The 23,029-nt window shown below is 70.3% G+C and carries 20 protein-coding genes; 7 read left to right on the forward strand and 13 right to left on the reverse strand.

The window, feature by feature from the left end; genetic code table 11:
- Positions 1–40: 40 nt before the first annotated feature.
- From betC to MBA17_RS20205, 5 genes are read right to left on the reverse strand one after another with little or no spacing between them, the layout of a single operon-like run.
- Complete coding sequence (betC, locus tag MBA17_RS20185) at positions 41–1,615, reverse strand: choline-sulfatase (protein WP_274385710.1); 1,575 nt, start codon at positions 1,613–1,615, stop codon at positions 41–43.
- A complete protein-coding gene (locus MBA17_RS20190; protein ID WP_238498074.1) occupies positions 1,612–2,613 on the reverse strand; it encodes an ABC transporter substrate-binding protein in 1,002 nt (333 codons plus the stop codon). Before MBA17_RS20190 ends, betC begins: the two co-directional genes overlap by 4 nt.
- A gap of 15 nt (positions 2,614–2,628) precedes the next feature.
- The gene (locus tag MBA17_RS20195; protein WP_238498075.1) at positions 2,629–3,399 is read right to left on the reverse strand and encodes an ABC transporter ATP-binding protein; all 771 of its coding nucleotides are present in this window, start codon (positions 3,397–3,399) and stop codon (positions 2,629–2,631) included.
- The gene (locus MBA17_RS20200; protein ID WP_238498076.1) at positions 3,396–4,235 is read right to left on the reverse strand and encodes an ABC transporter permease; all 840 of its coding nucleotides are present in this window, start codon (positions 4,233–4,235) and stop codon (positions 3,396–3,398) included. The genes MBA17_RS20195 and MBA17_RS20200 overlap by 4 nt, the downstream gene beginning before the upstream one ends.
- A gap of 12 nt (positions 4,236–4,247) precedes the next feature.
- Entirely contained in the window at positions 4,248–5,732 is a 1,485-nt protein-coding gene (locus tag MBA17_RS20205; RefSeq protein WP_238498077.1) for an FGGY-family carbohydrate kinase, read from the reverse strand.
- Positions 5,733–5,903: 171 nt separating this feature from the next.
- Here MBA17_RS20205 and MBA17_RS20210 point away from each other — a divergent pair, with 171 nt between their 5' ends.
- Complete coding sequence (locus MBA17_RS20210) at positions 5,904–6,782, forward strand: GntR family transcriptional regulator (protein ID WP_238498078.1); 879 nt, start codon at positions 5,904–5,906, stop codon at positions 6,780–6,782.
- Positions 6,783–6,996: 214 nt separating this feature from the next.
- Here the strand turns inward: MBA17_RS20210 and MBA17_RS20215 are convergent, their stop codons facing one another.
- Complete coding sequence (locus MBA17_RS20215; RefSeq protein ID WP_238498079.1) at positions 6,997–7,461, reverse strand: hypothetical protein; 465 nt, start codon at positions 7,459–7,461, stop codon at positions 6,997–6,999.
- 209 nt (positions 7,462–7,670) lie between these two features.
- Between MBA17_RS20215 and MBA17_RS20220 the strand changes: the two genes are divergently transcribed.
- A complete protein-coding gene (locus MBA17_RS20220; protein WP_238498080.1) occupies positions 7,671–8,192 on the forward strand; it encodes a GNAT family N-acetyltransferase in 522 nt (173 codons plus the stop codon).
- A 200-nt stretch (positions 8,193–8,392) separates the two neighbouring features.
- Here the strand turns inward: MBA17_RS20220 and MBA17_RS20225 are convergent, their stop codons facing one another.
- From MBA17_RS20225 to MBA17_RS20235, 3 genes are all read right to left on the reverse strand, one after another.
- On the reverse strand, positions 8,393–9,559 hold the full coding sequence (locus MBA17_RS20225; RefSeq protein ID WP_238498081.1) for a hypothetical protein: 1,167 nt from the start codon (positions 9,557–9,559) through the stop codon (positions 8,393–8,395).
- 118 nt (positions 9,560–9,677) lie between these two features.
- Positions 9,678–10,673 (reverse strand): LacI family DNA-binding transcriptional regulator, encoded by a 996-nt coding sequence (locus MBA17_RS20230; protein WP_238498082.1) that lies wholly within the window; start codon positions 10,671–10,673, stop codon positions 9,678–9,680.
- A 125-nt stretch (positions 10,674–10,798) separates the two neighbouring features.
- Complete coding sequence (locus MBA17_RS20235; RefSeq protein ID WP_238498083.1) at positions 10,799–12,304, reverse strand: sulfatase family protein; 1,506 nt, start codon at positions 12,302–12,304, stop codon at positions 10,799–10,801.
- Between the two features lie 223 nt (positions 12,305–12,527).
- Here MBA17_RS20235 and MBA17_RS20240 point away from each other — a divergent pair, with 223 nt between their 5' ends.
- From MBA17_RS20240 to MBA17_RS20260, 5 genes are all read left to right on the forward strand, one after another.
- Positions 12,528–14,060: an ABC transporter substrate-binding protein gene (locus tag MBA17_RS20240; protein ID WP_238498084.1), complete on the forward strand. Its 1,533-nt coding sequence runs from the start codon at positions 12,528–12,530 to the stop codon at positions 14,058–14,060.
- A gap of 65 nt (positions 14,061–14,125) precedes the next feature.
- Positions 14,126–15,088, forward strand: coding sequence for a carbohydrate ABC transporter permease (locus MBA17_RS20245; RefSeq protein ID WP_238498085.1), 963 nt, complete (start codon positions 14,126–14,128; stop codon positions 15,086–15,088).
- The gene (locus MBA17_RS20250) at positions 15,085–15,969 is read left to right on the forward strand and encodes a carbohydrate ABC transporter permease (protein ID WP_238498086.1); all 885 of its coding nucleotides are present in this window, start codon (positions 15,085–15,087) and stop codon (positions 15,967–15,969) included. Before MBA17_RS20245 ends, MBA17_RS20250 begins: the two co-directional genes overlap by 4 nt.
- Before the next feature lie 21 nt (positions 15,970–15,990).
- Positions 15,991–17,631 (forward strand): alpha-L-arabinofuranosidase C-terminal domain-containing protein, encoded by a 1,641-nt coding sequence (locus MBA17_RS20255; protein ID WP_238498087.1) that lies wholly within the window; start codon positions 15,991–15,993, stop codon positions 17,629–17,631.
- Between the two features lie 70 nt (positions 17,632–17,701).
- Entirely contained in the window at positions 17,702–19,534 is a 1,833-nt protein-coding gene (locus MBA17_RS20260; RefSeq protein WP_238498088.1) for a glycoside hydrolase family 2 protein, read from the forward strand.
- 106 nt (positions 19,535–19,640) lie between these two features.
- Here the strand turns inward: MBA17_RS20260 and MBA17_RS20265 are convergent, their stop codons facing one another.
- From MBA17_RS20265 to MBA17_RS20280, 4 genes are all read right to left on the reverse strand, one after another.
- Positions 19,641–20,126 (reverse strand): hypothetical protein, encoded by a 486-nt coding sequence (locus MBA17_RS20265; protein WP_238498089.1) that lies wholly within the window; start codon positions 20,124–20,126, stop codon positions 19,641–19,643.
- A gap of 124 nt (positions 20,127–20,250) precedes the next feature.
- Entirely contained in the window at positions 20,251–20,625 is a 375-nt protein-coding gene (locus tag MBA17_RS20270) for a hypothetical protein (protein WP_238498090.1), read from the reverse strand.
- Entirely contained in the window at positions 20,622–21,884 is a 1,263-nt protein-coding gene (locus tag MBA17_RS20275; protein WP_238498091.1) for a hypothetical protein, read from the reverse strand. The genes MBA17_RS20270 and MBA17_RS20275 overlap by 4 nt, the downstream gene beginning before the upstream one ends.
- Complete coding sequence (locus tag MBA17_RS20280) at positions 21,881–22,939, reverse strand: hypothetical protein (protein ID WP_238498393.1); 1,059 nt, start codon at positions 22,937–22,939, stop codon at positions 21,881–21,883. Before MBA17_RS20280 ends, MBA17_RS20275 begins: the two co-directional genes overlap by 4 nt.
- Positions 22,940–23,029 lie beyond the last annotated feature (90 nt).

Consider the following 23,029-nt stretch of genomic DNA (forward strand, 5'->3'; position numbering starts at 1 on the left):
CGAGACCAGCCCAAGCCCCAATCCCGGACAGCGAGACGGGTCAGAAGCCGCAGAGCGGGTCCCACGGGTCGTCGTCGGTGCTGCGAATCCAGCGGTGGGCCGCGTCGGCGACGGGCTGGTACGCCCAGGAAGCGGCGTCCCCATGGGCCATCGCCTCGCCGAGGAATCTGCGCACCCGCTGGCTCGCCACGATCTCCTCTTCGGCGAGCAGCGGATCCCAGTCGTCGAGGACCCGCTCGCGCAGCCGCCGCAGAACCTCGGCATGCCGGGGGTCGCCGGCGAGATTGTCCAGTTCCCGGGGGTCTTTCACCAGGTCGTAGAGCTGGTCGGGGAGGCCGTGCACGTACACCAGCTTGTACCGGCCGCTGACCACCGCGCGCACCGGGCGGATGGTGCCCTCGGCCAGGTTCTCGATGATCACGTCGGGATGGTCTCCGGCCTCGCCGCGCAGCAGCCCGAGGAGGCTGCGACCGGCGAAGTGGCCGGTCACCGTCTCCGGCGGCCGGGCGTCGGCGAGGTCGGCGAACGTCGGGTGCAGGTCGGTCAGCGACACCGGGGTCTCGACCCGGTGACCGGCCGGCACACCCGGTCCCGCCATGATCAACGGCACCCGCACCGACCAGTCGCGCATGGTCCGCTTGAAGTACATGCCGTGCTCGCCGAGCTGGTCGCCGTGGTCGCTGGTGAAGACGATCACGGTGTCGTCGAGCAGGCCGAACCGTTCCAGCTCCGCCGTGAAGGAGCCCACCACGTCGTCGATGTAGCTGGTCATGGCGTAGTAGCCGCGCCGTACCAGGTAGGTGAGGTCGTCGCTGATCTGGCCGGGCCGTACGCCGTGGAAGGAGTTGGTCCAGCCGTCGAGCGGGTGCGCGGGCACGTCGTCCGGCACGGGTTCGGGCAGGGCGATGGGTCTTCCCTCGTAGCGGTCCCAGTATTCGGGCGGGGCGACGTAGGGGTCGTGCGGCTGGGTGAACGAGGCGACCATCAGCCACGGTTCGGCGGCCCGGTCCCCGCTGTCGAGGGCGAGTTCGCGCAGGCGTTGCAGCGCGGCGAACCGGACCTCCTCGTCGTAGTGCATCTGGTAGGTCCACGGGAGCGTTCCAGAGGCGCGCAGGATGTCGATGTACTCCCGGCCGCCGTTCTGCTGCTCCCCGGTGAGCCGCGGCGGGTCGCCCTGCTCCTCCCACGGGCGGGTCCAGGTCAGGTCCGGCGGGAAGATGTCGGTGGTCAGCCGCTCCTCGAACCCGTGCAACTGGTCGGGCCCGACGAAGTGCATCTTGCCGGACAGGATCGTGCGGTAGCCGCCGCGGCGCAGCGAGTGGGCGAACGTGGGCACCGAGGCGGGGAACTCCTCGGCGTTGTCGTTGGAGGGCACCCGGCTCGGCAGCCTGCCGGTGAGCATCGCCGCCCTGGACGGCACGCACAGCGGCGCGTTGCAGTAGGCGTTGTCCATCACGGTCCCACGCGTGGCGAGGGTGTTCAGGTGCGGGGTGAGAACATCGTCGTTTCCGTACGGCCCGGTGCCGAACGCACTGAGCTGGTCGGCCATGAGAAGCAGGATGTTGGGCCGGCGGCCTGGAGTGGTCAAGCCGTCCCCCGTCGTGACGTGGCTCATGTGCCGGCGGCCTCGCGGAACACCGAGGGATCGAAGAACGTCTTCGGCTCGACGTACTTCGGCAACGCGCCGATGTCGACGAAGAGCCGCTCCATCCGGCCGATCCAGTCCGTCGCGGTGCCGTCCGCGTAGTAGGTCTTCCACTTGTCGGTGGGGTAGCTCTCGGCCTGCTTGTAGATCTGGGCGCACACCTCTGCGGTCATGAACTTCCGCAGCCCGGGACAGCCGGCGGCCAGCGCGCCCGCCGGGTCGGCGATGATGTCGTCGTTGGATCTCACCCACGCCTTGGCGACCTTCACCAGGGCGTCCCGGTGCTCGGCGTGGAAGTCGTTGTTGGCCACCCAGCCGCCGGCGATCGCCGACTTCGGGTAGAAGTCCTTCGCCGTGGCGAGCAGTTTCGCGTCGGGCGTGCGCTGCTTGATCTGGCTGTCGAAGGGCGCCCACAGGGCGGCGGCGGGCACCCCTCCGGTGACGAAGGTGTTGGCGGCGGCGGGCATGTCGAGGTTGACCATCTGGACGTCCTCGGTGGACATGCCGTTCTCCGCCAGCGCCACGTGGAGCAGCAGGTGCGCGGCGGTCCCGGTGGTGGTGGCGACCTTCTTCCCGCGCAGGCCGGCGATCGAGGTGATGCCGGAGCCGGGTGCCGCCCAGATCTGTTGGATGTTCGCCTCAAGGTTGTTGAGCAGGAAGATCTTGCCCTGGCCACGGGCGGGGAAGTTGGCGACGACCGCGCCCATCACCCCGATGTCGACGCTGCCACCGGTCAGCGCGTTGGACAGGGAGATGCCCGTCTGGAACGGCACGGCCGTGACATCCAGGCCCGCCTCGGCGAAGTAGCCCTTCTCGATGCCGAGCAGCAGGTGCATGCCCGGCGCCGGACCGGCGATGTAACCGATCCGCACTTTCTGCGAGGACCCCGCGGAGTCCTCGCTCCCGCATCCGGCGGCGGTCAGTGCGAGCGCGAGCCCCACCGCCACCGCGACAGCTCGTCGTAGCATGGTGCCTCTCCTCGATCAGGCGGAGCCGCGGAGCATCGTCTCGATCTCCCGGCGCAGCTCGATGAACTCCACGGTGGTCTTCAGCTCATGGGTCCGGCGGCCCTGCCACGGGACCGGCACGACCTCCCGCACCCGGGCCGGTCGTGCGGACATCACCACCACCCGCTCGGCGAGGAAGATCGCTTCCTCCACCTGGTGGGTGACGAACAGGACCGTCCGCTTCTCCTTCTGGTTGATCTCCAGAAGGGTTTCCTGCATGGTCTCCCGCGTCTGCGCGTCCAGCGCCGCGAACGGCTCGTCCATCAGCAGGATCTCGGGGTCCACCGCGTAGGCGCGGGCCAGCGCGACCCGCTGCCGCATCCCGCCGGACAGCGTCTTCGGCAGGGCGTCGGCGAACGCGGTCAGCCCCATCAGCTCCAGGTAGCGGTCCACCACCTCGTCCCGCTGCGCCGCGGGCCTGCGCCGCGCCTTCAGCCGCATGCCGAACTCGATGTTGCGGCGCACGGTGAGCCACGGGAAGATCGCGTACTCCTGGAAGACCACGCACCGGGACGGCCCCGGGCCGGTCACCGCCGCACCGTTGACGAGGATCTCGCCCTCGTCCGGATCCACGAACCCGGCCACGGTGTTGAGCAGCGTGGTCTTGCCGGATCCGCTGGGCCCCACGACGGCGACGAACTCCCCCTCCGCGACGTGGAAGTCCACCTCGTCGAGGATGGTCATCGACCCGTACCGCTTGCTGACGCCGGCGACCGCCAGGCCGCCACGACTGACCGACGTCGTCATCGGCTCCCCCTGTCCTGCCACCGCACCAGGCGCGCCGAGAGGAGCCGGATCAGGGCGTCCATCACCAGCGCGCAGAAACCGATCAGAATGATCCCGGCGTAGACCCGCGGGATGTCCAGGAAGTTGCCGGCGTTCTGGATGACCGCGCCCAGGCCGTCCTGGGCGGCGACCAGCTCGGCGGCGACCAGTGAGGCCCAGCCGATGCCCAGCGACACCCGCGCGGCCGTCAGGATGTGCGGCACCGAGAACGGCAGCACGATCTTCGTCAGCACCTCGGCCCGTCCGGCCCCCAGCGTCTGCGCCGCCCGCACGTACTTGTCCTCGATACCGGCGATGCCCTCGAAGACGATGACGACGGTGGCGAAGAAGGCCGCGTACATCAAGATGATGCCCCTGGCCGGCTCACCGATCCCGAAATAGACGATCACCAGCGGCACCAGTGCGATCGGCGGCAACGCCCTGAAGAAATTGACCAGCGGATTGAGCATCGCCCTGACCAGCGGGAACCAGCCGAGCAGGAAGCCCACCGGCACCGCGGCGACGATGCCGATCGACACCCAGACGACCACCCGGCGGCTGCTGATCAGCACATCGTTCGCCAACCCGGTGCCCAGCCCGGACCAGATCACCCCGAAGACCTCGTCGGGCCGGGGCAGCAGTCCGTCTCCGACGATCCGGCTGACCGCCATGATCTGCCAGAGCACCACCAGCACGGCGAAGCCCGCCAGCCCCAGCAGGCCGTTCCGCAGCCGCGCGAGGACGCGCCTTGCCGTGTCCCGGGACGGCGGATCGGGGACGCCGACCCTCCGCGCCGGGGCGAGATCGATTTCGGCCATGTTCTCTCCTGGTCAAGAGCTGGATTGCTGGAGCGCCGCGAGCCGGTGCGACAGGTCACGGGTGGCCGGGTAGGCAGCGCGGTAGATCTGGTAGAGCTCGTCGTAGGGGGTGCCGCCCGGCTGTGGTGACACCACCTGGCCCGGCCGCGCCCAGGTTTCGTCGGGCCCGGCGAGGCCGACGGCGCGCGCCGCGAGCAGCGCGTCGCCGTAGGACGCGCCGATGGTCTGCGCGGGGATCTCCTGCGGCCGTCCGGTGATGTCCGAGACGATCCGCGTCCACAGCCCGCCCCGGGTACCGCCGCCGACCGCGACCAGCCGCCGCGGCTCCGCGCCCGCCTCGGCCAGCACGTCGAGGTGATGGCGTACGGCGTAGCCCGTGGCCTCGAGGGCCGCCCGGTAGAGGTGTGCTCGCGAGTGCCGCAGGGTGAGGCCGAGCACCGTGCCCCGCGCGCCGGGGTCGAACAGGGGTGTGCGCTCGCCCGCGAAGTAGGGCAGCATGACCAGGCCGTCGGCGCCCGCCGGCACCTCGGCCGCCTCCGCCACCAGCGTGCCGTACTCCTCCTCGCCGGTGATCCGGCGCAGCCAGTCGGTGACGGCGCCCGAGGAGGCCATGCCGCCGGCCAGGGTGGCGCTGCCCGGCGTCACCCCGCGGGTCGCCCACAGCCGCCGGTCGGTCTTCGGCCGGTCGAGCACCTGGACCAGGAACATGGTCGTGCCGTACATCAGCATGGTGTCGCCCGGCTCCTGCACCCCGGCGCTGAGCGCCTCGGCCCAGGCGTCGACGGTGCCCGCGGCGACCGGGGTGCCCGCCGGGATGCCCGTTTCGCCGGCCGTCTCCGGGGAGGTGACGCCCACGATCTCTCCCGGCCAGGCCAGGCGTGGCAGCGGGAGGCCCGGGGCGACCAGTTCGCTCCACTCCGCGTCCCAGCGCTGGCCGTGCAGGTCGTACATGGGCTGGCACTGGCTGGCGGAGTGGTGGTCGAGCACGTACTCGCCGGTCAGGCGGGCGACCGCGAACGAGCCGGCCATCAGGAAGCGCCTGGTCCGCGCCCACACCTCGGGCTCGTGCCGCCGCAACCACAGCAGCTTCGGACCGGCGGCCTGGCTGGTCAGGATCGAACCGCTCCTGGCGACCAGGGCGGACTCCCCCAGGCGGCCGGTCAGCTCCGCGGCCTCCGCGGTGGCTCGCGTGTCGATGCCGTAGAGAATCGCCGGGCGCAGCGGCCGGTAGGCGTCGTCGGCCGGCAACACGCAGGGCCCGATCCCGCTGACGCAGACGGCCGCCGGTCGCGCCGCGTCCCCGGTGAGCAGTTCCCGGCACAACGAGGCCAAGGGCTGCCACCAGTCACGCTCGGCATCGTGCTCGACCCACCCGGGCCGGGGGAACGCCGGCTCCAGCGGTCGTACGGCGGTGCGGAGGACGGTCCCGTCCGGCCGGGCCACCACCGCCTTGGCACTGGAGGTGCCGATGTCGACCCCCAATACGACCTCGGCCATCCGCCTCACCCTGCTCTGCCAGGTCGAACACCTTAAGTCCGATCAATTAGCCGGTAAGTTATGACCAATGAATTGCCCTGTCAAGCATTCGTTACGGGGAGATTTCACCCTTGGACTGCCCTTCCCAGCACAACTGCCGCAGTTGCACGGCATCCGAGCCGCCCTTAAGGTATGACCAATCAGCGAGGGGGAAGCATGGTCAACGAGGCGGCTCCCGTCCGGCGTCGCAGCCGTGTGGACGAGACCGAGGCGGCGTTGCGCTCCCTGATCGCCGAATACCAGCGCGCCGGGGTCACCCGGCTGCCGCCGGAGAGCCGGCTGGTCGAGCTGATCGGCACCTCACGCAGCACACTCCGCGACGCGCTCAGCCGTCTGGAGTCGGGTGGCGAGATCGTCCGCCGGCGGCGGGTGGGCACCCTCATCACCGCCGCCCCGGCACGCGCGGTGCACGCCGGTTCGCTCGCCTACCCCGTCGACCTGATCCTGTCGCTGTCCGACTTCCTCGCGCAGGCCCACGCGTCCTACGCCGTCCGTACGGTCAACATCACCAGGGAGAACGCCGACGACGACGACGCGGCCCTGCTGGGTGTGGCCCCCGGCGCCCCCGTCTACCGGGCGACCAGGCTGTACGAGGTCGAAGGACGCGCCGCGGCCCGACTGGAACACCGGCTGCCCGGCACCTTCGCAGGACAGCCGGTTCGCATAGACGCACTCACCGACGGCATCACCACCTGGCTGCGCGAGACGGAGAACATCCAGCTCACGCGCAGCGACCACACCATCACCGCCGAGGCGGCCACCGAGTCGCTCGCCGCCGATCTCGACGTGGCGGTGGGCTTCCCGCTGCTGGTCATCGACTGCCAGCTGTACGCCTCCGGCCCGCACGCCGTGGCGACCGGACGCCTCGTCTTCCGCCCCGACGTGCTCTGTCTGACCGCCTCGGCCAACCCGTCGACCGCGTCCAGCGACCCGGTCGGCACCTTCGGCCTGACCACCGTCGGAGCCGGCCACCCGGAGCCGGACCAGCACTCCCCGGACACCGACCACTGACCCGGCCGGCCACCTGACACCCACGGACGCCACACAACGTCTCCACCGGGCCGGTCGCACACGGACGTGGCAAGGCCCACCCGCCAACGCCGCACCCCGGCATACTCACCCGAACGTGTCGGCCCCCCGCCGGATACCTTCGGACATGCCCACCGGCCGACCCCGCGCAGACGTTTCGGGCCATGTGCCGACGCTTACCTGTCCACCAGGCCGGCTACCGGCGGCCCACGCGGGCACGTGACCAGGTGCGGTGCGCCTCGATCGTGGCCATCGCCCACGCGCCGACCCACCCGAACCCGACGGCGAGCGCCGCGTAGGTGGTCCAGTCCGCCGCCGGCGGTCCAAGGGAGGGGGCCACGCCGAAGGCGCGCAACGCGAACCCCGCCACCCCCGCGCCGATCGCGACGACCCCGATCCAGGAGACGGCGAGCACGACGACGCGCAGCCGGCCGTACCCGGCGGACCGGGCGAGCAGCAACGCCAGCAGCGCGGCCACCAGCCCGACCCCCGCGTTGCCGAACTGCGCGGCGGCGATGTCGGCCGACTGCCACGGCACGTAGGACTCCGGTGGCGCGGGGAAGCCGTGAATACCGAGCTCCTGCCGGAGCGCCAGCGTCACCTTCGAAACCGTGTACGCCAGGGCTCCACCACACGCGACCAGCGCTGCTTGTCGTTTCACCCCTCGATGCTCGCAATCCGCCCACCACGGCCGACTCCCCCAGCCGCGCGAACCGCCTCCCTCCGCAGGGGGAGAAACCGGCAGCCGCGGGCCCTGCCGATCACCCGGTGCTCGTCCACGTGACTTCCGGCGGCGCACCCTTTGATAACCCGAGCGCGCCTGACCGCTCGATTATCACGTTTGTCACGCCTTCTGCTAGGAACCTGGGTGTGCTTACAGGAGACCGCGTACGGCTGCGCGCCATCGAACCGTCGGACGCCGAGACGATGTGGCGCTGGCACAGCGACCCCGAGGTGATGCGGTGGATGAGCGATGGCTACCCGCCGTCGCTGGCTCACCTCACCAAGCGGCTGACCGAGCGCGCCCCCGACTCCTTCGAGAAGCTGACCCTGGTCGTCGAGACGGTCGAGGGCAGGGCGATCGGGATCGTCGCGCTGAGGGGGGCCGAGCCCGAGACCGGCGCCAGCGAACTGGACCTCTACCTCGGCGAGAAGGACGTCTGGGGTCAGGGATACGCCACCGACGCGATGCGGCTGACGTGCCGCTACGGCTTCGAGAAGATGCGGCTGCACCGGATCTCCCTGACCGTGGTCGCCGAGAACGCCGCGGCACGCCGGGTCTACGCGAAGGTGGGATTCGTCGAGGAGGGCCGGATGCGCGAGGCGTTCCGGCGCGACGGCAGGTGGCACGACATGATCCTCATGAGTCTCCTCGCGGGCGAGTTGCGCTGACCGGTGCGATCGGCCGGCGGTTCCCTCGGCCGCCGGCGATCGCATGCCCCTTCGCCCCGCCCGCGTGACACCACCCCTCAGCTCATGGACGCCCGGACGCCATCCTGCCGCCCGCCCGAGCCGCCGGCCCGCAGGAGCAGCGAGTCGGAGTGCCCGGTCTGCAGGCGAGGGGTGCGGACCGCATCGTCTGGAGCCGTGCGTCAGTCCGCCTGGAGCGCCTTGAAGTCGTCGAGCCAGTAGCCCGGGGCGGACAGGCCCGAGGCGCGAGGTTTGACGGTGAACGTGGCGAACACGCTGTTGAGGAGCCACGGGTCCTTCTTCGGCCCGAAGTTCGCAACCATCAGATCGTCCTGTTTGAGGCCGTACGTGGCGACCGCCAGCCGGCCGGTGTCGCGGTACAGCCGCATCTGGTCGCGCAGGAAGCCGGACTGGCGCATGAACCACGGGCTGCTCGTCAGGAAGTCGTGCCACTGCCGCCGGCTGACGGGTTCGTCGATGGCAGCCTTGATCACTTGCCAGACCCGGGTGTCCGGGGCGAAGCCGTACCGCTTCGCGAACTCGGCCGAGATGGGGTCTTCCAGGTGCTGTTTCCAGTACCACACGAGGGAGAACTCGGTGACGAGGAACGTCTGGTCGTCGCGCATCCTCGGCAGGATGTAGTCGAGAAACGCCTGCGCGTTCTCCGGTGCGGGCACGTGGGGGTGGATGTCGACGCCGGCGATCTCCGGCGTCTCACGGACGAAGGTCATCCAGCGCTCCGCCGCCGGCGTGCGGCGGTCCGGCAGGTCGAGCCGGTTCAGCGCGCCCATGTAGAGCGTGGTGCGGCAGTCCGCGCCGCAGTGCTCGCGTCGGTAGTCGATCACGTGCCGGGCGACGGTCTCGTAGAACTCGTTGAGGCGCTGGTCGCGCTCGGCGGGCAGGCTCTCGATGAACGGCTCGTTGCCGATCGTGATGATGTCGACCTTGTCCAGCAGGTTCGGCAGCACCCGGTCCAGACGGGCCAGTTCGGCGGCCATCGCGGCGCTGCCGGGCTCGGGGAACGATGCCTGGTTGTACGGGAACTTCAGGCTCAGGATGGTGTCGTACCCGCGACCGGCGGTCTGGACGATGGTGCGGATCGCGAAGTGTTCGGCGGGATCGCCCTGGTCCGTCGCGGGCATCGGGAAGAATCCGCGGACCCACTCGGTGCCGGTCTCCCGCAGTTCCCGGTAGTTCACCGCGTCGAGGTTCTGGTTGAAGTTCGCTCCCAGGGCGCCGCGTGGCTCGTCCTCGTTCACGGGTTTGCCCGCCTTCGCGGCGGCGGGGTGAGCGACGGTCGAGGCGGCCAGAACGGCGGACAGAGCGATGATCGACAATTGGCGCAGCATGTGGATGGCTCCTGATGCTCCCAAGGTGGTCACGTCGTCGCCGACGCGCTTGGCTATCATGTTTGCGCTAACTTGATATTCCCGTCAATGGCCGTCCGACGCCTTGGTGCCGGGCGCGTCAGCCGCCGGGCGGGGCCGTGGACGCGCGGATCACCAGTTCGGGATGAACGAACCGGCCGGCGACAGGGGCGGCCGGGCTCCCCGGCGGCGCCTCGATCTGCGCGATCAGGTGGTCCAGGCAGCGTCGGCCCACCTGGGCGAGATCCTGGCGGACCGTCGTCAGCGGCGGGGTGAGGTACGGCGCGAGGTCGAGGTCGTCGAAGCCGACGACGCTCAGATCGTCAGGTACCCGGCGTCCCAGCTCGGCCGCCGCCCGCAGGACGCCGACGGCCATCTGGTCGTTGGCCGCGAAGACGGCGGTCACGCTGTCGTCGGCCAGCAGGCGGTGGGCGGCGTCGTACCCCGACCGCGGCGACCAGTCGCCGACGACCGGCGGCGGGATGATTCGCCCCGACCGCTTCAGCAGCCGTTGCCACGCGGCCCGGCGGCGCTGCGCCGGGTTGGAGCCGGCCGGCCCGGCCACGTGGTGAACCGTGGCATGCCCCAGTTCCAGCAGGTGATCCACGGCGGCGCGGGCGCCGGCGGCCTCGTCCATGCCGAACGTGGGGTGCTTGTGCGCCGCCCTGCTGTCGGCGATGACGACGGGCACCTCTTCCGGCAACCGCAGGTGCGCGGTGTCGAGCACCCGGGCCTCGATCACGATCACGCCGTCGACCGCCCGATCGGTGAGGCCGCGCACGGCGGCGCGCACCTCCTGCTCGGTGGGGGCGTCGACCACCGCGAGACTCACCGAGTAGCCGCGCGCCTGGGCGCCGGCCACGACCGCTTCGACGATGCGGACGTTGCCGACGGCGCTGAGGTTGAACATGACGACGCCGATCGTGCCGAACCGGCCCGTGGCCAGCGCTCGCGCGGCGATGTTGGCGCGGTAGCCGAGCTGCTTCATGGCCGCTTCGACCTTGGTGCGGGTGGCGTCGGTCACGCGGTCGTTCCCGTTCACCACCCGGGACACGGTCTGACCCGACACTCCGGCGAGCTTGGCGACGTCTGCCATGGACGCCCCGCCGGACGCCCCCGTCCCTGGTGGTCGAGCCACGCCGGGTTGTCTCCTCTCGGCGCCTGTCTGCGGAGGCGCACGATCTCCCGCGGGATCTCGTGTCGCCCGTACGGTCGTCCCGATCAGGCCAGGCCCTGGTGGCTGGCCCCTTCGAAGTCGCTCAGGGACGTGTCGTAGTCTTTGCCGCCGACAGAGTACATCGACGTCATCCAGTGGTGGAAGTTGTCTCCCGAGTCCCGGAGCCGCTGGTAGAGCCGCTGCATGAGATCGGCTCGGACGTCGGCCAGCATGTGGTCGTCGTACCGGTTGGTCAGCTCGTACGGGTCACTCTGGAGATCATAGAGCTCGTTCACGCTCTCCGGGTTGACCACCAGCTTGAAGCGGGACGTGCGCAGCATCCGCTGCGGATAGGGGAAGTGGTGGCCGTGGAACTCGGCGGTGATGTCGGCACGCCAGTCGGCGGGTTCCGCACCCCGCGCGAACGGCACCAGGCTGCGGCCGTCCGCGCCCGGCTCCGGTTCCGCCCCGGCGAGGTCGAGGATCGTCGCGGTGAAGTCCACCAGGCTCACGAAGGCCGGTGTCGACGTCCCGCCCGCCGTGTCGGGGACGCGCAGCAGGCCGGGGATCCGGTAGATGTCGTCGTACATCGCGGGCCCCTTGTCGTGCAGGCGGTGGGCGCCGGTGAACTCGCCGTGGTCCGCGGTGAACGCCACCGCCGTACTGTCCAGCAGGTCGAGGCGCCGCAGGGCGTCGTTGAGCCGGCCGACCTGCTCGTCGATGAGCGTGACGTAGCCCCAGTAGGCGGCGACGAGCCGGCGCCAGGTGTCCTCGCTCAACGTGTCGTGCGTCCAGTGCTCGGAGTACCGCCGCTGGACGGGCGGCTTGTTCTCGAACGTCTCCCCGAACGACGGAGGCAGCTCGACGAGGTCCGGCGAGTACATCTCCAGGTAGTCCCGCGGTAGCAGGTACGGCAGGTGCGGGCCGTAGAAATGGACGGCCATGTAGAACGGCCGGCCGTCCCGGTGGACGTCGCGGGCGTACTCTTCGAGGCGGTCGATCGCCTTGTCGGCCAGGTAGTACTCGAAGGTGGCCTCAGCCGGCTGGTCCAGGACGCCCGCGAGCAGGTTGCCGGGCTCGCCGTTGGGGAAGAACCCGCGCACCTCCTCGTCCACCACCGGCGCGGGCAGGTTCTTCCGCTCCAGCCAGGCCAGGTAGTCCGGATGTCCGACCGGATTGTGCCAGCCCGGGTAGTGGGCTCCGTCGAAGCCGAACTCGCCCGGCCCGCGGCGGCGCCCGACGTGCCACTTGCCCTCGATCCCGACGTTGTAGCCGAGCTCACGCAGCCGCCGGGAGAAGGGGACGAACTCATCCGACAGTTCCTCGGAGTACCCCACGTTGCGCTCGTAGTTCGCGAGCAGCCCGTGCCGGTACGGCAGGACGCCGGTGAGCAGGCTGGCCCGCGCGGGAGTGCAGATGGCCGACGGGGTGAAGCAGGAGTCGAAGCGGGTTCCCGAAGCGGCGAGAGCGTCCAGGTGCGGAGTGGACACGTGCGGGTTGCCGTAGCACCCGAGGGTGTCCACGCGATGCTGGTCCGTCATCACGAACAGCATGTTGGTAGATCGGTTCACGGGGCCTCCATGTCTGTCTCCGCACGCATTCGCGTGTCCTGCCGGGCGCGGATCGAGGCTGTTCCACGACCTCCGGGCTGGCGCAAGGACCTCACCACCGCACTCTTGACGCTGATAGGCAACGGTCATAAGTTAGCGCAAACATAGATCCGCTTGACCGTGACCCCCTGAATTGGGACCGGACGGAGTGGGTCGGTGACCTAGCCGACGAAGAGGAGTCCCCATGGGGCCGCATCGCCGAATCCTTGGAGCCCGTCCCGACGCGGCGAGCGTCGGGCGGCACGGCATCAGCCGACGGCAGTTCGTCGGCGGAACGGGCGCCGGTCTCCTGGCAGCGGCACTCGCCGGCTGCACCGGAGGCGGGCAACTGGCCCGGGAGAGCCAGAACGCCGCCGGGCCGGGTGGAGCCCTCCAGTGGTGGGACCAGTTCCGGCCGTTGACGAAGATGCTGGAGAACGACCTCTTCGCTCCGTACAAGAAAGAGCATCCGGGCGTCACCATCACGCGGCGGCAGATGGACACGCCGGACCTGGGGCAGGCGCTGCAGGTCGCCCGGCGGAGCAACCAGATGCCGGACGTGCACTCGATCGCGGGTCTGGGGGGAATCTCGCCGGCCGCCCTGGTGAGCGAGAAATGGTTCCAGCCGATCGGGAAACTCGCGGACTTCGAGGGGAGCCCGGTCAGCGATCTCCTCTACGACGGCATCCACCGGTTCGACGGTGAGATCTACACCGTTCCCCCGTTCTCGGCCCGCTGGCACGACGCGGTGCCGTGGTTCAACACCGCGCTCATCAAAGAGGCCGGGGTCGATCCGGAGGAGAGTCCAGCCACTTGGGACAAGCTCCGTGAGGTCGCCCGCCGTATCACCCAGAAGACCGCCGGTGACGTCTACGGAATCGTGGTGCCGAGCAAGGACACGGAGTACCTGCAGTTCCTGGTGCACCGGCTCGCCATGACCGCCGGTGCGCCCGGCGCCATCGACTGGGCCACCGGGAAGTACGTGTTCGACTCCCAGCCGTACATCGACGCGATCGAGTTCCTGGTCTCGCTGCAGACCGACAAGATCGTGCACCCCGCGTCCGCGTCGATGGGCGCCCGCGACGCCCGCGCCCGCTGGGCGGCTGGGCAGGCGGCCATCTATCCATGGGGGGCGTGGTTCATCGGCGGACTGCGCGTGGACGAGCCGGAGGCGGTGGAGCGCGGAGTCGGCGTGTGGCACATTCCCTGCCCGGAGACGACCCGGAACTTCGTCTACAACCCGCCGCAGCCGGGGATGCTCTGGGTGTCGAGCCAGTCGAAGCAGGCCAAGACCGCCGCCGAGATCATGCTGCGGATGACGACCAAGGAGTTCCAGCTCAAGCTGGCCGCCGCCATGGACCAGCCGCCCGCGCTGGCCGAAGTCGTGGCGGAGGCGGATGTGCACCCGGCCTACAAGCGTTGCGTCGACTACTTCCAGGACGACGTCCGGATCAGCCCGTCGCCCGAGGTGGGGAATCCCGGTGTCTGGCAGGTGCTCGCCGAGATGCGCGACATCCATCCGAACCTCGGCGACATCGTCCAGTCGGTGCTGACCGGCTCCACCTCCGACATAGCCGGCGAGCTCAAACGCTTCAACGACGCGATCAGCGCCGAGCGGGAACGTGCCATCAAGGTCGTTCGCGAGGAGAAGGGGGCGAAGGTCGACCTCAACGCCTGGATCTTCGCCAACTGGGACCCGAAGGCGGACTACGACCAGCAGGCCTACGCCGGGCGCTGAGTTCGCGGCCCCGAAGTGGCGACGACCGCTGAGGGGCCCCGCGATGTCGGCCGAACAGGAGCGCGATGACAACGACTCAGGAGCGGAACCCCCCCGCCACGGTGGCGGCACGACGCCGTCGGTGGGAATGGCCGCAACGCCTGCGGAAAGACTGGTGGATCTACGTCTTCCTGCTCCCGACCATCATCGGGTACGGCACCTACACCATCTATCCCCTGCTGGCTTCGTGGTGGTTCGCGTTCCTCGACTGGCCGGGGTTCGCGACCTCCGGGACGTTCATCGGCATCGAGAACTTCGAGCGGCTGCTGGAGGACGACCTCTTCTGGAACGCCTTCTGGAACTCGATCGTGTTCCTCGTGGTCGCCGTCCCCCTGCGGGTCGGGCTGGCTCTCGCGCTGGCGATCCTGCTCAACCGGAAGAAGACGCCGTTCAAGGGCTTCTTCCGGACGCTCTTCTTCCTCCCCGTCGTCACCACTGGTGCGATCGTCGGCGTCGTCTTCACCCTGCTGCTCGACGCCGGCGGCCCGGTGAGCCTGTCCATGGTCGCGTCGGGGCTGCTCGACTCACCCGCGAACTTCGCGGCCGACGCGGGCACCTCGCTCTACGCCGGGATCGCCGTCTGGGTGTGGAAGTGGCTGGGCATCACCCTGATCTACTGGCTCGCCGCGTTGCAGACGATCCCGCAGGGAGTGCACGAGGCCGCGATGATCGACGGCGCGGGCGCCTGGGCGGAGTTCCGTCGCGTGACGATGCCGCTGCTCGTCCCCTTCCTCGTGATCATCACGCTGATCGACACCGTGGCGGCGCTCAACGTCTTCGACCTGATGCAGACCCTCACCGGCGGCGGCCCGTCCTTCTCATCCGAGGTGATCGAGATCTACATCTTCCGTACGGCATTCCAAGCCACCGTCCCCCAGCTCGGCTACGCGTCGGCCGCGGCGGTGCTGTTCGGGTTGCTGACCATGGCCCTCGCGGTCGCCCAGGCGCTGGGCTTCCGCTGGGCCCGGAGCCGGATCGGCTCGGCATGACGGCCCGCGCGAAGACAGGCCCCGGCGTGACGCCACCGCTCGCCCGTCGTTTCCGTCGCCCCAGTCCCGGGCAGGTGGTGACCGTCGTCGGGCTGGCGGTGCTCGGCGGCATGTGGATCTACCCGTTCATCTGGCTGGTCTCGGCGTCGCTGAAGACCTCTCCCGAGATCTTCGGCCGAGGGCTCAACCTGCTGCCCGAAGCACCGGTCTGGGAGAACTACACCCGCGCCTGGACCGAAGTCGGCTTCGCGACGTACTTCGTCAACACCTTGATCGTCACCATCGGGACGGTGCTCCTCGTCGTCGTCCGCAGCGCCCTCGCGGGCTACGTGCTCGGCCGATACGACTTCATCGGCAAGAAGCCCCTCATCGCCCTCTTCCTGATCACCTTCTTCCTTCCGGAGGGGTACACGATCATCCCGATCGCCCAGCTGACCGACCAGCTCGGCCTGCTCAACACGCACGCCGGCGTGATCCTCGGGCTGGGCGCCGGCGGGCAGATCGCTTCGACCCTGCTCTACGCGGGCTACTTCCGGCGGCTGCCGAAGGAGTTGGAGGAGTCCGCGCGCCTGGACGGCGCCGGACATTTCACCGTCTTCTTCCGCGTGATGCTCCCCCTCGCCTGGCCGATCACCGCCACGGTGGTCATCCTCACGTACCTCTTCGCCTGGAACGTCTACCTGCTGCCCCTGGTGTTCACCCTCAGCGAGCCCGACCTGCGGACGCTGGCCGTGGGCATGACCGTCTTCATCGGCGAACGGGGCACGGACTGGTCGGGGATGGCCGCGGCCGCCGTGATCTCGCTGATCCCGGTGATCGCCGTCTTCATCGTGCTGCAGCGGAAGTTCGTCGACAGCATCGCGGGAGCGGTGAAGCAATGACTCGAACGGAGAACCCCTGATATGTCCGTCCCCCGCCGTGAGGCACTCGTGACGGTCGACACCCACCGCCCGGTGGGCCGGATCGACGACGACGTCTACGGACACTTCCTGGAGTCCGCCTTCTTCGGCAACATCGAGGGCGGGGTGTTCGACGAGGGATCACCGCTCTCCATCACCGACCCCGGCCTGTTGCAGGGCATGCGCACCGACGTCCTCGAACTGTGCCGGGAACTCGGGCCCGGTCCCATCCGCTGGCCCGGCGGCAACTTCACGTCGGCCTACCACTGGCAGGACGGCGTCGGCCCACGGGACGCACGCCCGACCCGGTTGGAGCTCGCCTGGGAAGGCATGGAGTCGAACCGTTTCGGCACCGACGAGTTCCTCGCCTGGTGTGAGGCCGTGGGCGCAGAGCCGTACCTCGTGCACTCCGCACGCGACGTCGACGAGGCGGTTCGCTGGATCGAGTACACCAACGCCGCCCAGGAGACCGCGCTCACCGGCCGCCGCGCGAAGAACGGCAGGACCGAGCCGTGGCGCGTCCGCTACTGGGGCGTCGGCAACGAGGTCTACGGCCCGTGGCAGATGGGCCACCGGTCAGCCGGGGAGTACGCCGCGGCGGCCCGCGAGCACGCCCGGTTCATGCGCCTGGTCGACCCTGCGATCCGCCTGGTGGGGGTCGGCATCCCGTGGCAGCAGGAAGAATGGACGCGCCCGGTCCTGGCGCAGGCGGGCAAGTGGCTCGACTATCTGTCACTCCACCTGTACGGCGCGAGCACACACCTGTGGACCGGCGACGACTACGACGCCATCGCCGCGCAGTCCCTGTTCTTCGAGCAGGAGATCCACACCTACTCCCGGCTGGTCACCGCGATCGCCGCGGAGGTCGGCCTGGAGCGTCCGCCCGCGCTGGCGCTCGACGAGTGGACGATGCGCCACCTCGAACCCGCCGCCTGGCCGGAGCCCCTGCCGGGCGACGACGGGGGAATCGCCCCGCGCGAGACCGCCGACGTCGACGGGTCGCCGGACCACGTGCGAGTGAACCGGTGGAGCCCGCGGACGGTCGGCGACGCCGTCTTCTGCGCCGGCGTCTTCCACGCCATCCACCGGACCACCGGCCTGCCCGCACCCGTGACCATGGCCAACCCGGTGAACCTGGTGAACGCCAACGGCCTGGTGGTCGCCCGTCCCGGCGGCGCCCTGCGGTCCGCCATCTACCACGTCTGGCACCTGTACCGGCACCACACCGGCCGTACCGTGCTGCCGTGCGAGGTGGACGGCCCGGCGCGATCCACGATGGTCAGGCTCGGCGACAACCGGGGCCCGGACGGACAGCTGCTCACCGCGCCCATGACCGTTCCGCACCTCGACGTGTCCACCACCCGCGCCGACGACGGCTCGATTCGGATCGCCGTCGTCAACCGGCACCGCGACGAGACCGTGCTGCTCCGGGTCGTCCTCGACGGCGCCGCCGAGAACACCCCCGGCCGCGCGCGGGTCCGGACCCTCGGAGCCGACGTCCCCGGCCTGCACGCGGTCAACGACCTCGGCGCGCCGGACACGGTGGCGGTACGGGACCTCGGAGAGGTCGAGGCGGACGGCGGCGCGTGGGCCATCCCGCCGCACTCGGTGACCGTCCTGACCCTCGCCGACCGCGACCGGTGACTGACCCGCGCCGGCGGCGGGCCCGTCGGTGAGCGGTGAACCGACCGACCTTTCCGAGAGCAGGAGGATCGTGACCGACCACCTCGACCATCCCCGTCCGCTGCTGGTGCGGCCGCACTGGCAGGACCTGTGCGGCCCGTGGGGATTCGCGGCAGACGACGAAGACCAGGGCAGGGCCCTCGGCTGGCACAGCGACGCCGCCGCCTTCACGCGCACGATCGCCGTGCCGTACCCGCCGGAGAGCGAGCTGTCCGGCGTGCACGATCCGGCGGCCCACCCGATCGTGTGGTATCGCCGCACGCTCCGGCCGTACCAGACGCCGGGCCCGGGTGAGCGGCTCCTGCTGCACTTCGGGGCGGTGGACTACCGGGCGCAGGTCTGGTTCAACGGGGTGCGCGTCGGCGAGCACGAAGGCGGGCACACGCCCTTCTCCTTCGACGTCACCGACGCCCTCGTACCGGGGGACGAGCAGGTCATCGTGGTCCGGGTGGAGGACGAGTGCGACGACACCACCCAGCCACGCGGTAAGCAGGACTGGCGCGACGAACCCCACGGAATCTGGTACCACCGGACCACCGGGATCTGGCAACCGGTCTGGGCGGAGGTGGTGCCGGCGCTGCACGTCAGGCGGCTGCACTGGACTCCGGACGTCCCCGGCGCGGCGGTGACCCTCGAAGTCGAACTCTCCCGGCGGCCGGCGGAGCCCGTCGACGTCCATGTCGTCCTCACCCTGGGCGAGGAGGTGCTGGCGGAGCAGACCTGCCGTACCGACCGCAAGGACGGCCGGTGGGTGATCGCCATCCCGGCCGCCCGGCACCAGATGGAACAGGCCAGGCTGCTGTGGACGCCGGAGACGCCGACCCTGCTGGACGCCCGGGTCGAAATCCGCCACGACGGCCACCCGGTCGACACGGTGACCTCCTATGCCGGCCTGCGCAGCGTCGGCGTCCGGGACGGCAGGTTCCTCCTCAACGGCCAGCCGCGTTTCCTGCGGCTCGTCCTGGCGCAGAACTACTGGCCCCGTTCCCACCTCGCCGCGCCCGACGCCGGCGCGCTGCGCCGCGAAGTCGAACTGGCCAAGGAGCTCGGGTTCAACGGCGTCCGGATCCACCAGAAGGTCGAGGATCCACGATTCCTGGCCTGGTGCGACCGGCTCGGCATGCTCGTGTGGGACGAGATGCCCAGCGCCTACGAGTACGCGCCCCGGACCGTCGAACGGCTGACCCGCGAGTGGATGGAGGTCGTCGCCCGTGATCGCAGCCATCCGTGCGTGGTGACCTGGGTCCCGTTCAACGAGAGCTGGGGCATCTGGCATGCGGCGGACGTCCCGGAGCAGCGCCACGCCGCCACCGCGCTCTACCACCTCACCAAGTCACTCGACGGCACCCGGCCGGTGATCTCCAACGACGGGTGGGAGCACACCGAGAGCGACATCTGGGGGCTGCACGACTACGCGCCGACCGGCGAGTCGATCCGGCAGCGCTACGCCGACCCGGAAGCGGTGGCGCGCGTCTTCAAGGACCGCCCGCCCGCACGACGCGTCGCGTTGCTCGGCTCCCCCGCGGAACGCGGCCAGCCGGTGGTGCTGTCGGAGATCGGCGGGACCAGCCTGCGCCCCCGGCCGGACGAGCCCTGGCACGGGTACGCCACCGTCGACTCCGCGGAGGAACTGGCCGAGCAGCTGCGGCAGTTCGTGGACGCGGTGCTCGACAGCCCCGAACTCGCCGGTTTCTGCTGGACCCAGCTGACGGACACCGAACAGGAGAGCAACGGCCTGCTGACCGAGGACCGCGCGCCCAAGGTGCCGGCCGAAACCGTCCGGCGCATCCTCACCCGGCCCGCCCGATCGGCACCGGCCGAGGCCATCGACGCGGCACGACGCGCGGCCAGAGAACGCGACTGACAGCACCCCTCGTGCCCGGCAGCTGAAGCACCCCCGTCCCACCGAGCGCCCCTCGGTGGGACGGGCCCTCTGAGAAGCCGCGGGCACGCTGAACGGTCACCCGTCGTCATCGGTGCAGAGCACGGCGGCGGACACCGCGGAAGTAGGCGTTGGCCGCGGGACCGAACATGAGCACCATGGCCCCCAGAACCGCCGCCAGGTGCACGACCCTGCTGACGGTGAACGTCAGTGTCATGGCGTCGGCGTTGGCGAAGAACTCACCGATCGAATTGCCGTCCATCAGCCACTGGACCGGCTCGATGACCAAGGACAAGGTGCCGAAGATCCCAAGCGACAGGGCGAGCGCGATGCGTGCCCAGTTGCGCCCCTGACGCAGGCGCATCGCCAGGTAGATCGCCACGGCGAAGACCGCCAACCGGAGACCCAGACCGCCGGCCAGGTCGGCGAAGGAGGCCGCCCCGCCGGCGAGCATGCCGACGGCGGCCAAGGTGGCCTCGAACGCGCCGGCGCCCACGGCGGTGAACCAGAGCAACGATGCCGTCCTGACGGAGGCGGGGACAGCGGTCGAGTCGACCAGGAGTTGCGTGGACATGGGAACCTCTCGGCGGCAAATGGTGAGCGATACCCCAAGAGTCTCCACCGCCGGGCTGGAGCAGATCATGCCTGCGGCCACCCCAACCGACGTAGGGAATACCCCCCCACGTGCGACGGCGGGGTTACCCGGTGACCAGGGTGTTGACCGTCAGCACTTCTTCACCCGCGGGTCCGGTCAGGCGGATCGACAGCTCCCACACACCGTTCATGGGGAACAGGTCGCCCTCGGCGAGGAAGCGGCCGGGGTCCGGCTCCCGGGTGACGACCTCGGGCAGGGCGTGGCCCATGTCGGGCATCACCGCCGAGAGGGTGACGGTGTCCGCGTCACCTGAGTCGAGCAGCACCTCCGTCCCCGGTTCGTCGATCAGCACGGTGACGGCGTAGTGCGTTCCCACGGCGCTCAGGCGGCGTGGTTCGGCCGCCGCGTTCCATCCCAGGACGAAGATCGTCACCGTGACCGCCGCGAGGGCTGCGACAGCCGGGGCCCGCCTCTTCACGGGACCCCCGGTGCTGTGACGTCGACGGTGAACGGCATGGTCACGATCCGGTCGTCCGTGGCGTACTGCGCCCAGGCGAGATACCGGCCGGCGCGAGGGAAGGTGAAGGTGAAGCGCAGCCGGGGTCCGGGCGACCCCATCTCGTGGACGTGTCCGAGGAAGGCTCCGTCGCCGCCGCGCACGATCAGATGACCGGCCATGCCAAGCCAGGGGCGAACGCCGCCGGTGGTGCCGAGTTCGATCGTGGTGGGCCGTCCGGCCACGGGAACGGCGGGTCGCAGGTACGGCGAGGCGGGCTCGGCGAGTGGTTCGGACGCCGCGGGCTCGCCGTCGACGCTGAACCGTCCGGTGATGAGCTGCTGGCCGGAGTCCTCCCGCTCCAGCTCGGCGTGCGCCAGATACCGGCCGGGCCGATCCGCCCGCATCCGCACCTCCAGCCGCCCGGGTGCCGTCCGCAGCGGATGCAGATGGCGGAAGTACCGCCCGTCCTCGCTGGTGACGACCAGGTGAGCGAGCGCCTCATGATGAACGGTGAGATCGTCCACGGGCCGGCCGGTGGACCCGTCGACGAGATCGATCCGCAAGGTGAACTCCGCTCCCGAGGTCGGACGGGCCGGCACCGTCTCCATCAGCGCCTGCGCGAACGGGCGCCCGACCGCCGGTGTCTCCGCCGTGGGCGCGGCGCCGTCCGGCGGACTCGCGGGCAGGTACGGTTCGAGCACGACGACCATGGCTGCCAGTGTCAGCCCGACCGCGGCGCCGCCGACCAGCGCCATCGCCGGGTTTCGCCGGGACAGCGCCCCCGTCAGAAGGCCGCCTGTCAGCAGCAGCCCGGCCGCGAACAGACCGCCATAAATCAGGAACTCCCATGCCGACCCGCGATCCACCAGGACCCGGAACGGCACCACGGCGACCTCGTCGCCCACCCGCAGCCGGAGCTCGTGTGGGCCGGTCCGCTCCACCCGGAGCTGGACATACCGAGGTTCCTTCGCCGCCCGCGCCGCCCCCGCCTGCGCGCGGCCGTCGATGACCGAGCGGATTTCCAGGCCGACCTGGAGATCGGCGACCGGCTGGAAGGCGATGACACCGACCCGCAACGGCCCCGGCACCCGCGCCGTCCCCTTGATCACCACAGTGAGCTCCGTGCCCGCGATCGTCTGCGCGATCCGCAGATCCGCCCCTGCCGTGACCACGTGAGCCGCGGCCGGAGTGGCGCTCGCCAGAACCAGGAGGGCGACGAGGCAGAGAACTCGGATCATGCCCGGCCGGTGTCGGCATTCGGCAGGAACAGCACCCCGAGCGCCAGCCCGATCAGCCCGCCCACGATCGGCGCACCGGTCCAGAGCTCGGGTACGGCGGGCAACCCCCCGGCCGCCACCGACGCGACCACGATGTACAGCGACCACGTGACGAAGGCCGACAGCCCGGCGAACGCCCAGTAGGCGCCCCGCCGGCCGGCCGACGGGCGCAGCCATTGGATCAGCAGGTCACTCGCGGCACCGGCGGCGACGAAGGTGAACAGGATCGGCAGGTTGCTGAACGCCGTCTGGGCTCCCGGCATCAGCACGCCCACCGTGTAGATGAGGGTGACGCTGCCGAACGGCAGGTGCCACCGGCGGACGAGCAGCAGCACGGGGGCGAGCAGAACCACGCCAGTGATGATCATCGCCGCGCCGAGCGTGCCGGCCTCCGGACCGTCCAGCACGGAGAACGCCTCGACGACGCCGGCCGCGCCGAACTGCATGGCGTTGCCGTACGACACGAACAGCGACACCAGCGTGGTCGCCAGCGCCAGGCCGAGCAGCGCCGGGAGCAGACGGCCGAGCGACGGTCGCGCACCCAGGTCGGCGGCGTTCCAGGCGGAGCGGAGCGGCGTGGTGACGATGATCATCATCGTCACGATCAGTCCCAGATGCGATGGGCTGAACAGGATGTCGATGGTCGTCTCGACGCCGAGAAAGGTGTGCCACATCATGTCGACGAACCCGAAGGCGGCGAACCCGGGGATCGCCACGAGCCCGGCCAGATAGCCCATCGGCACCGCCGCCAGCCCTTGGCGGCCGGTTCGGACGTTGCGCCACGCCTGCCAGATGATCCAGCCGGAGACCGCGGCGAATCCCGAGTAGAACGCCGCATGCCAGGGGGTGAAGAACGTCTCCAGCTCGGTCAGATTGCTGTGCGCCCACGCGTCGATCATCAGCCCGATGCCGAACCAGACGCCCAGCAGCGCCGTGACCAGGTCGGTTCGGAGCGAGACCCACCCTCGTGCCTCGCCCGAGTCCGCGAGCAATCGCCGTACGGCGACGTTTGCCATAGCCACTGTGCGGCTCCCTTCCGTCCCGTCGGATGCTTCCATCGGGACGGAGAGCGGGGAAGCCGGGCAGCCCCACCGCCGCGGGTGCGG

Origin of the sequence: Dolomitihabitans soli (genome assembly GCF_022213955.1) — a bacterium.
Taxonomy (GTDB): domain Bacteria; phylum Actinomycetota; class Actinomycetes; order Streptosporangiales; family Streptosporangiaceae; genus Streptosporangium_A; species Streptosporangium_A soli.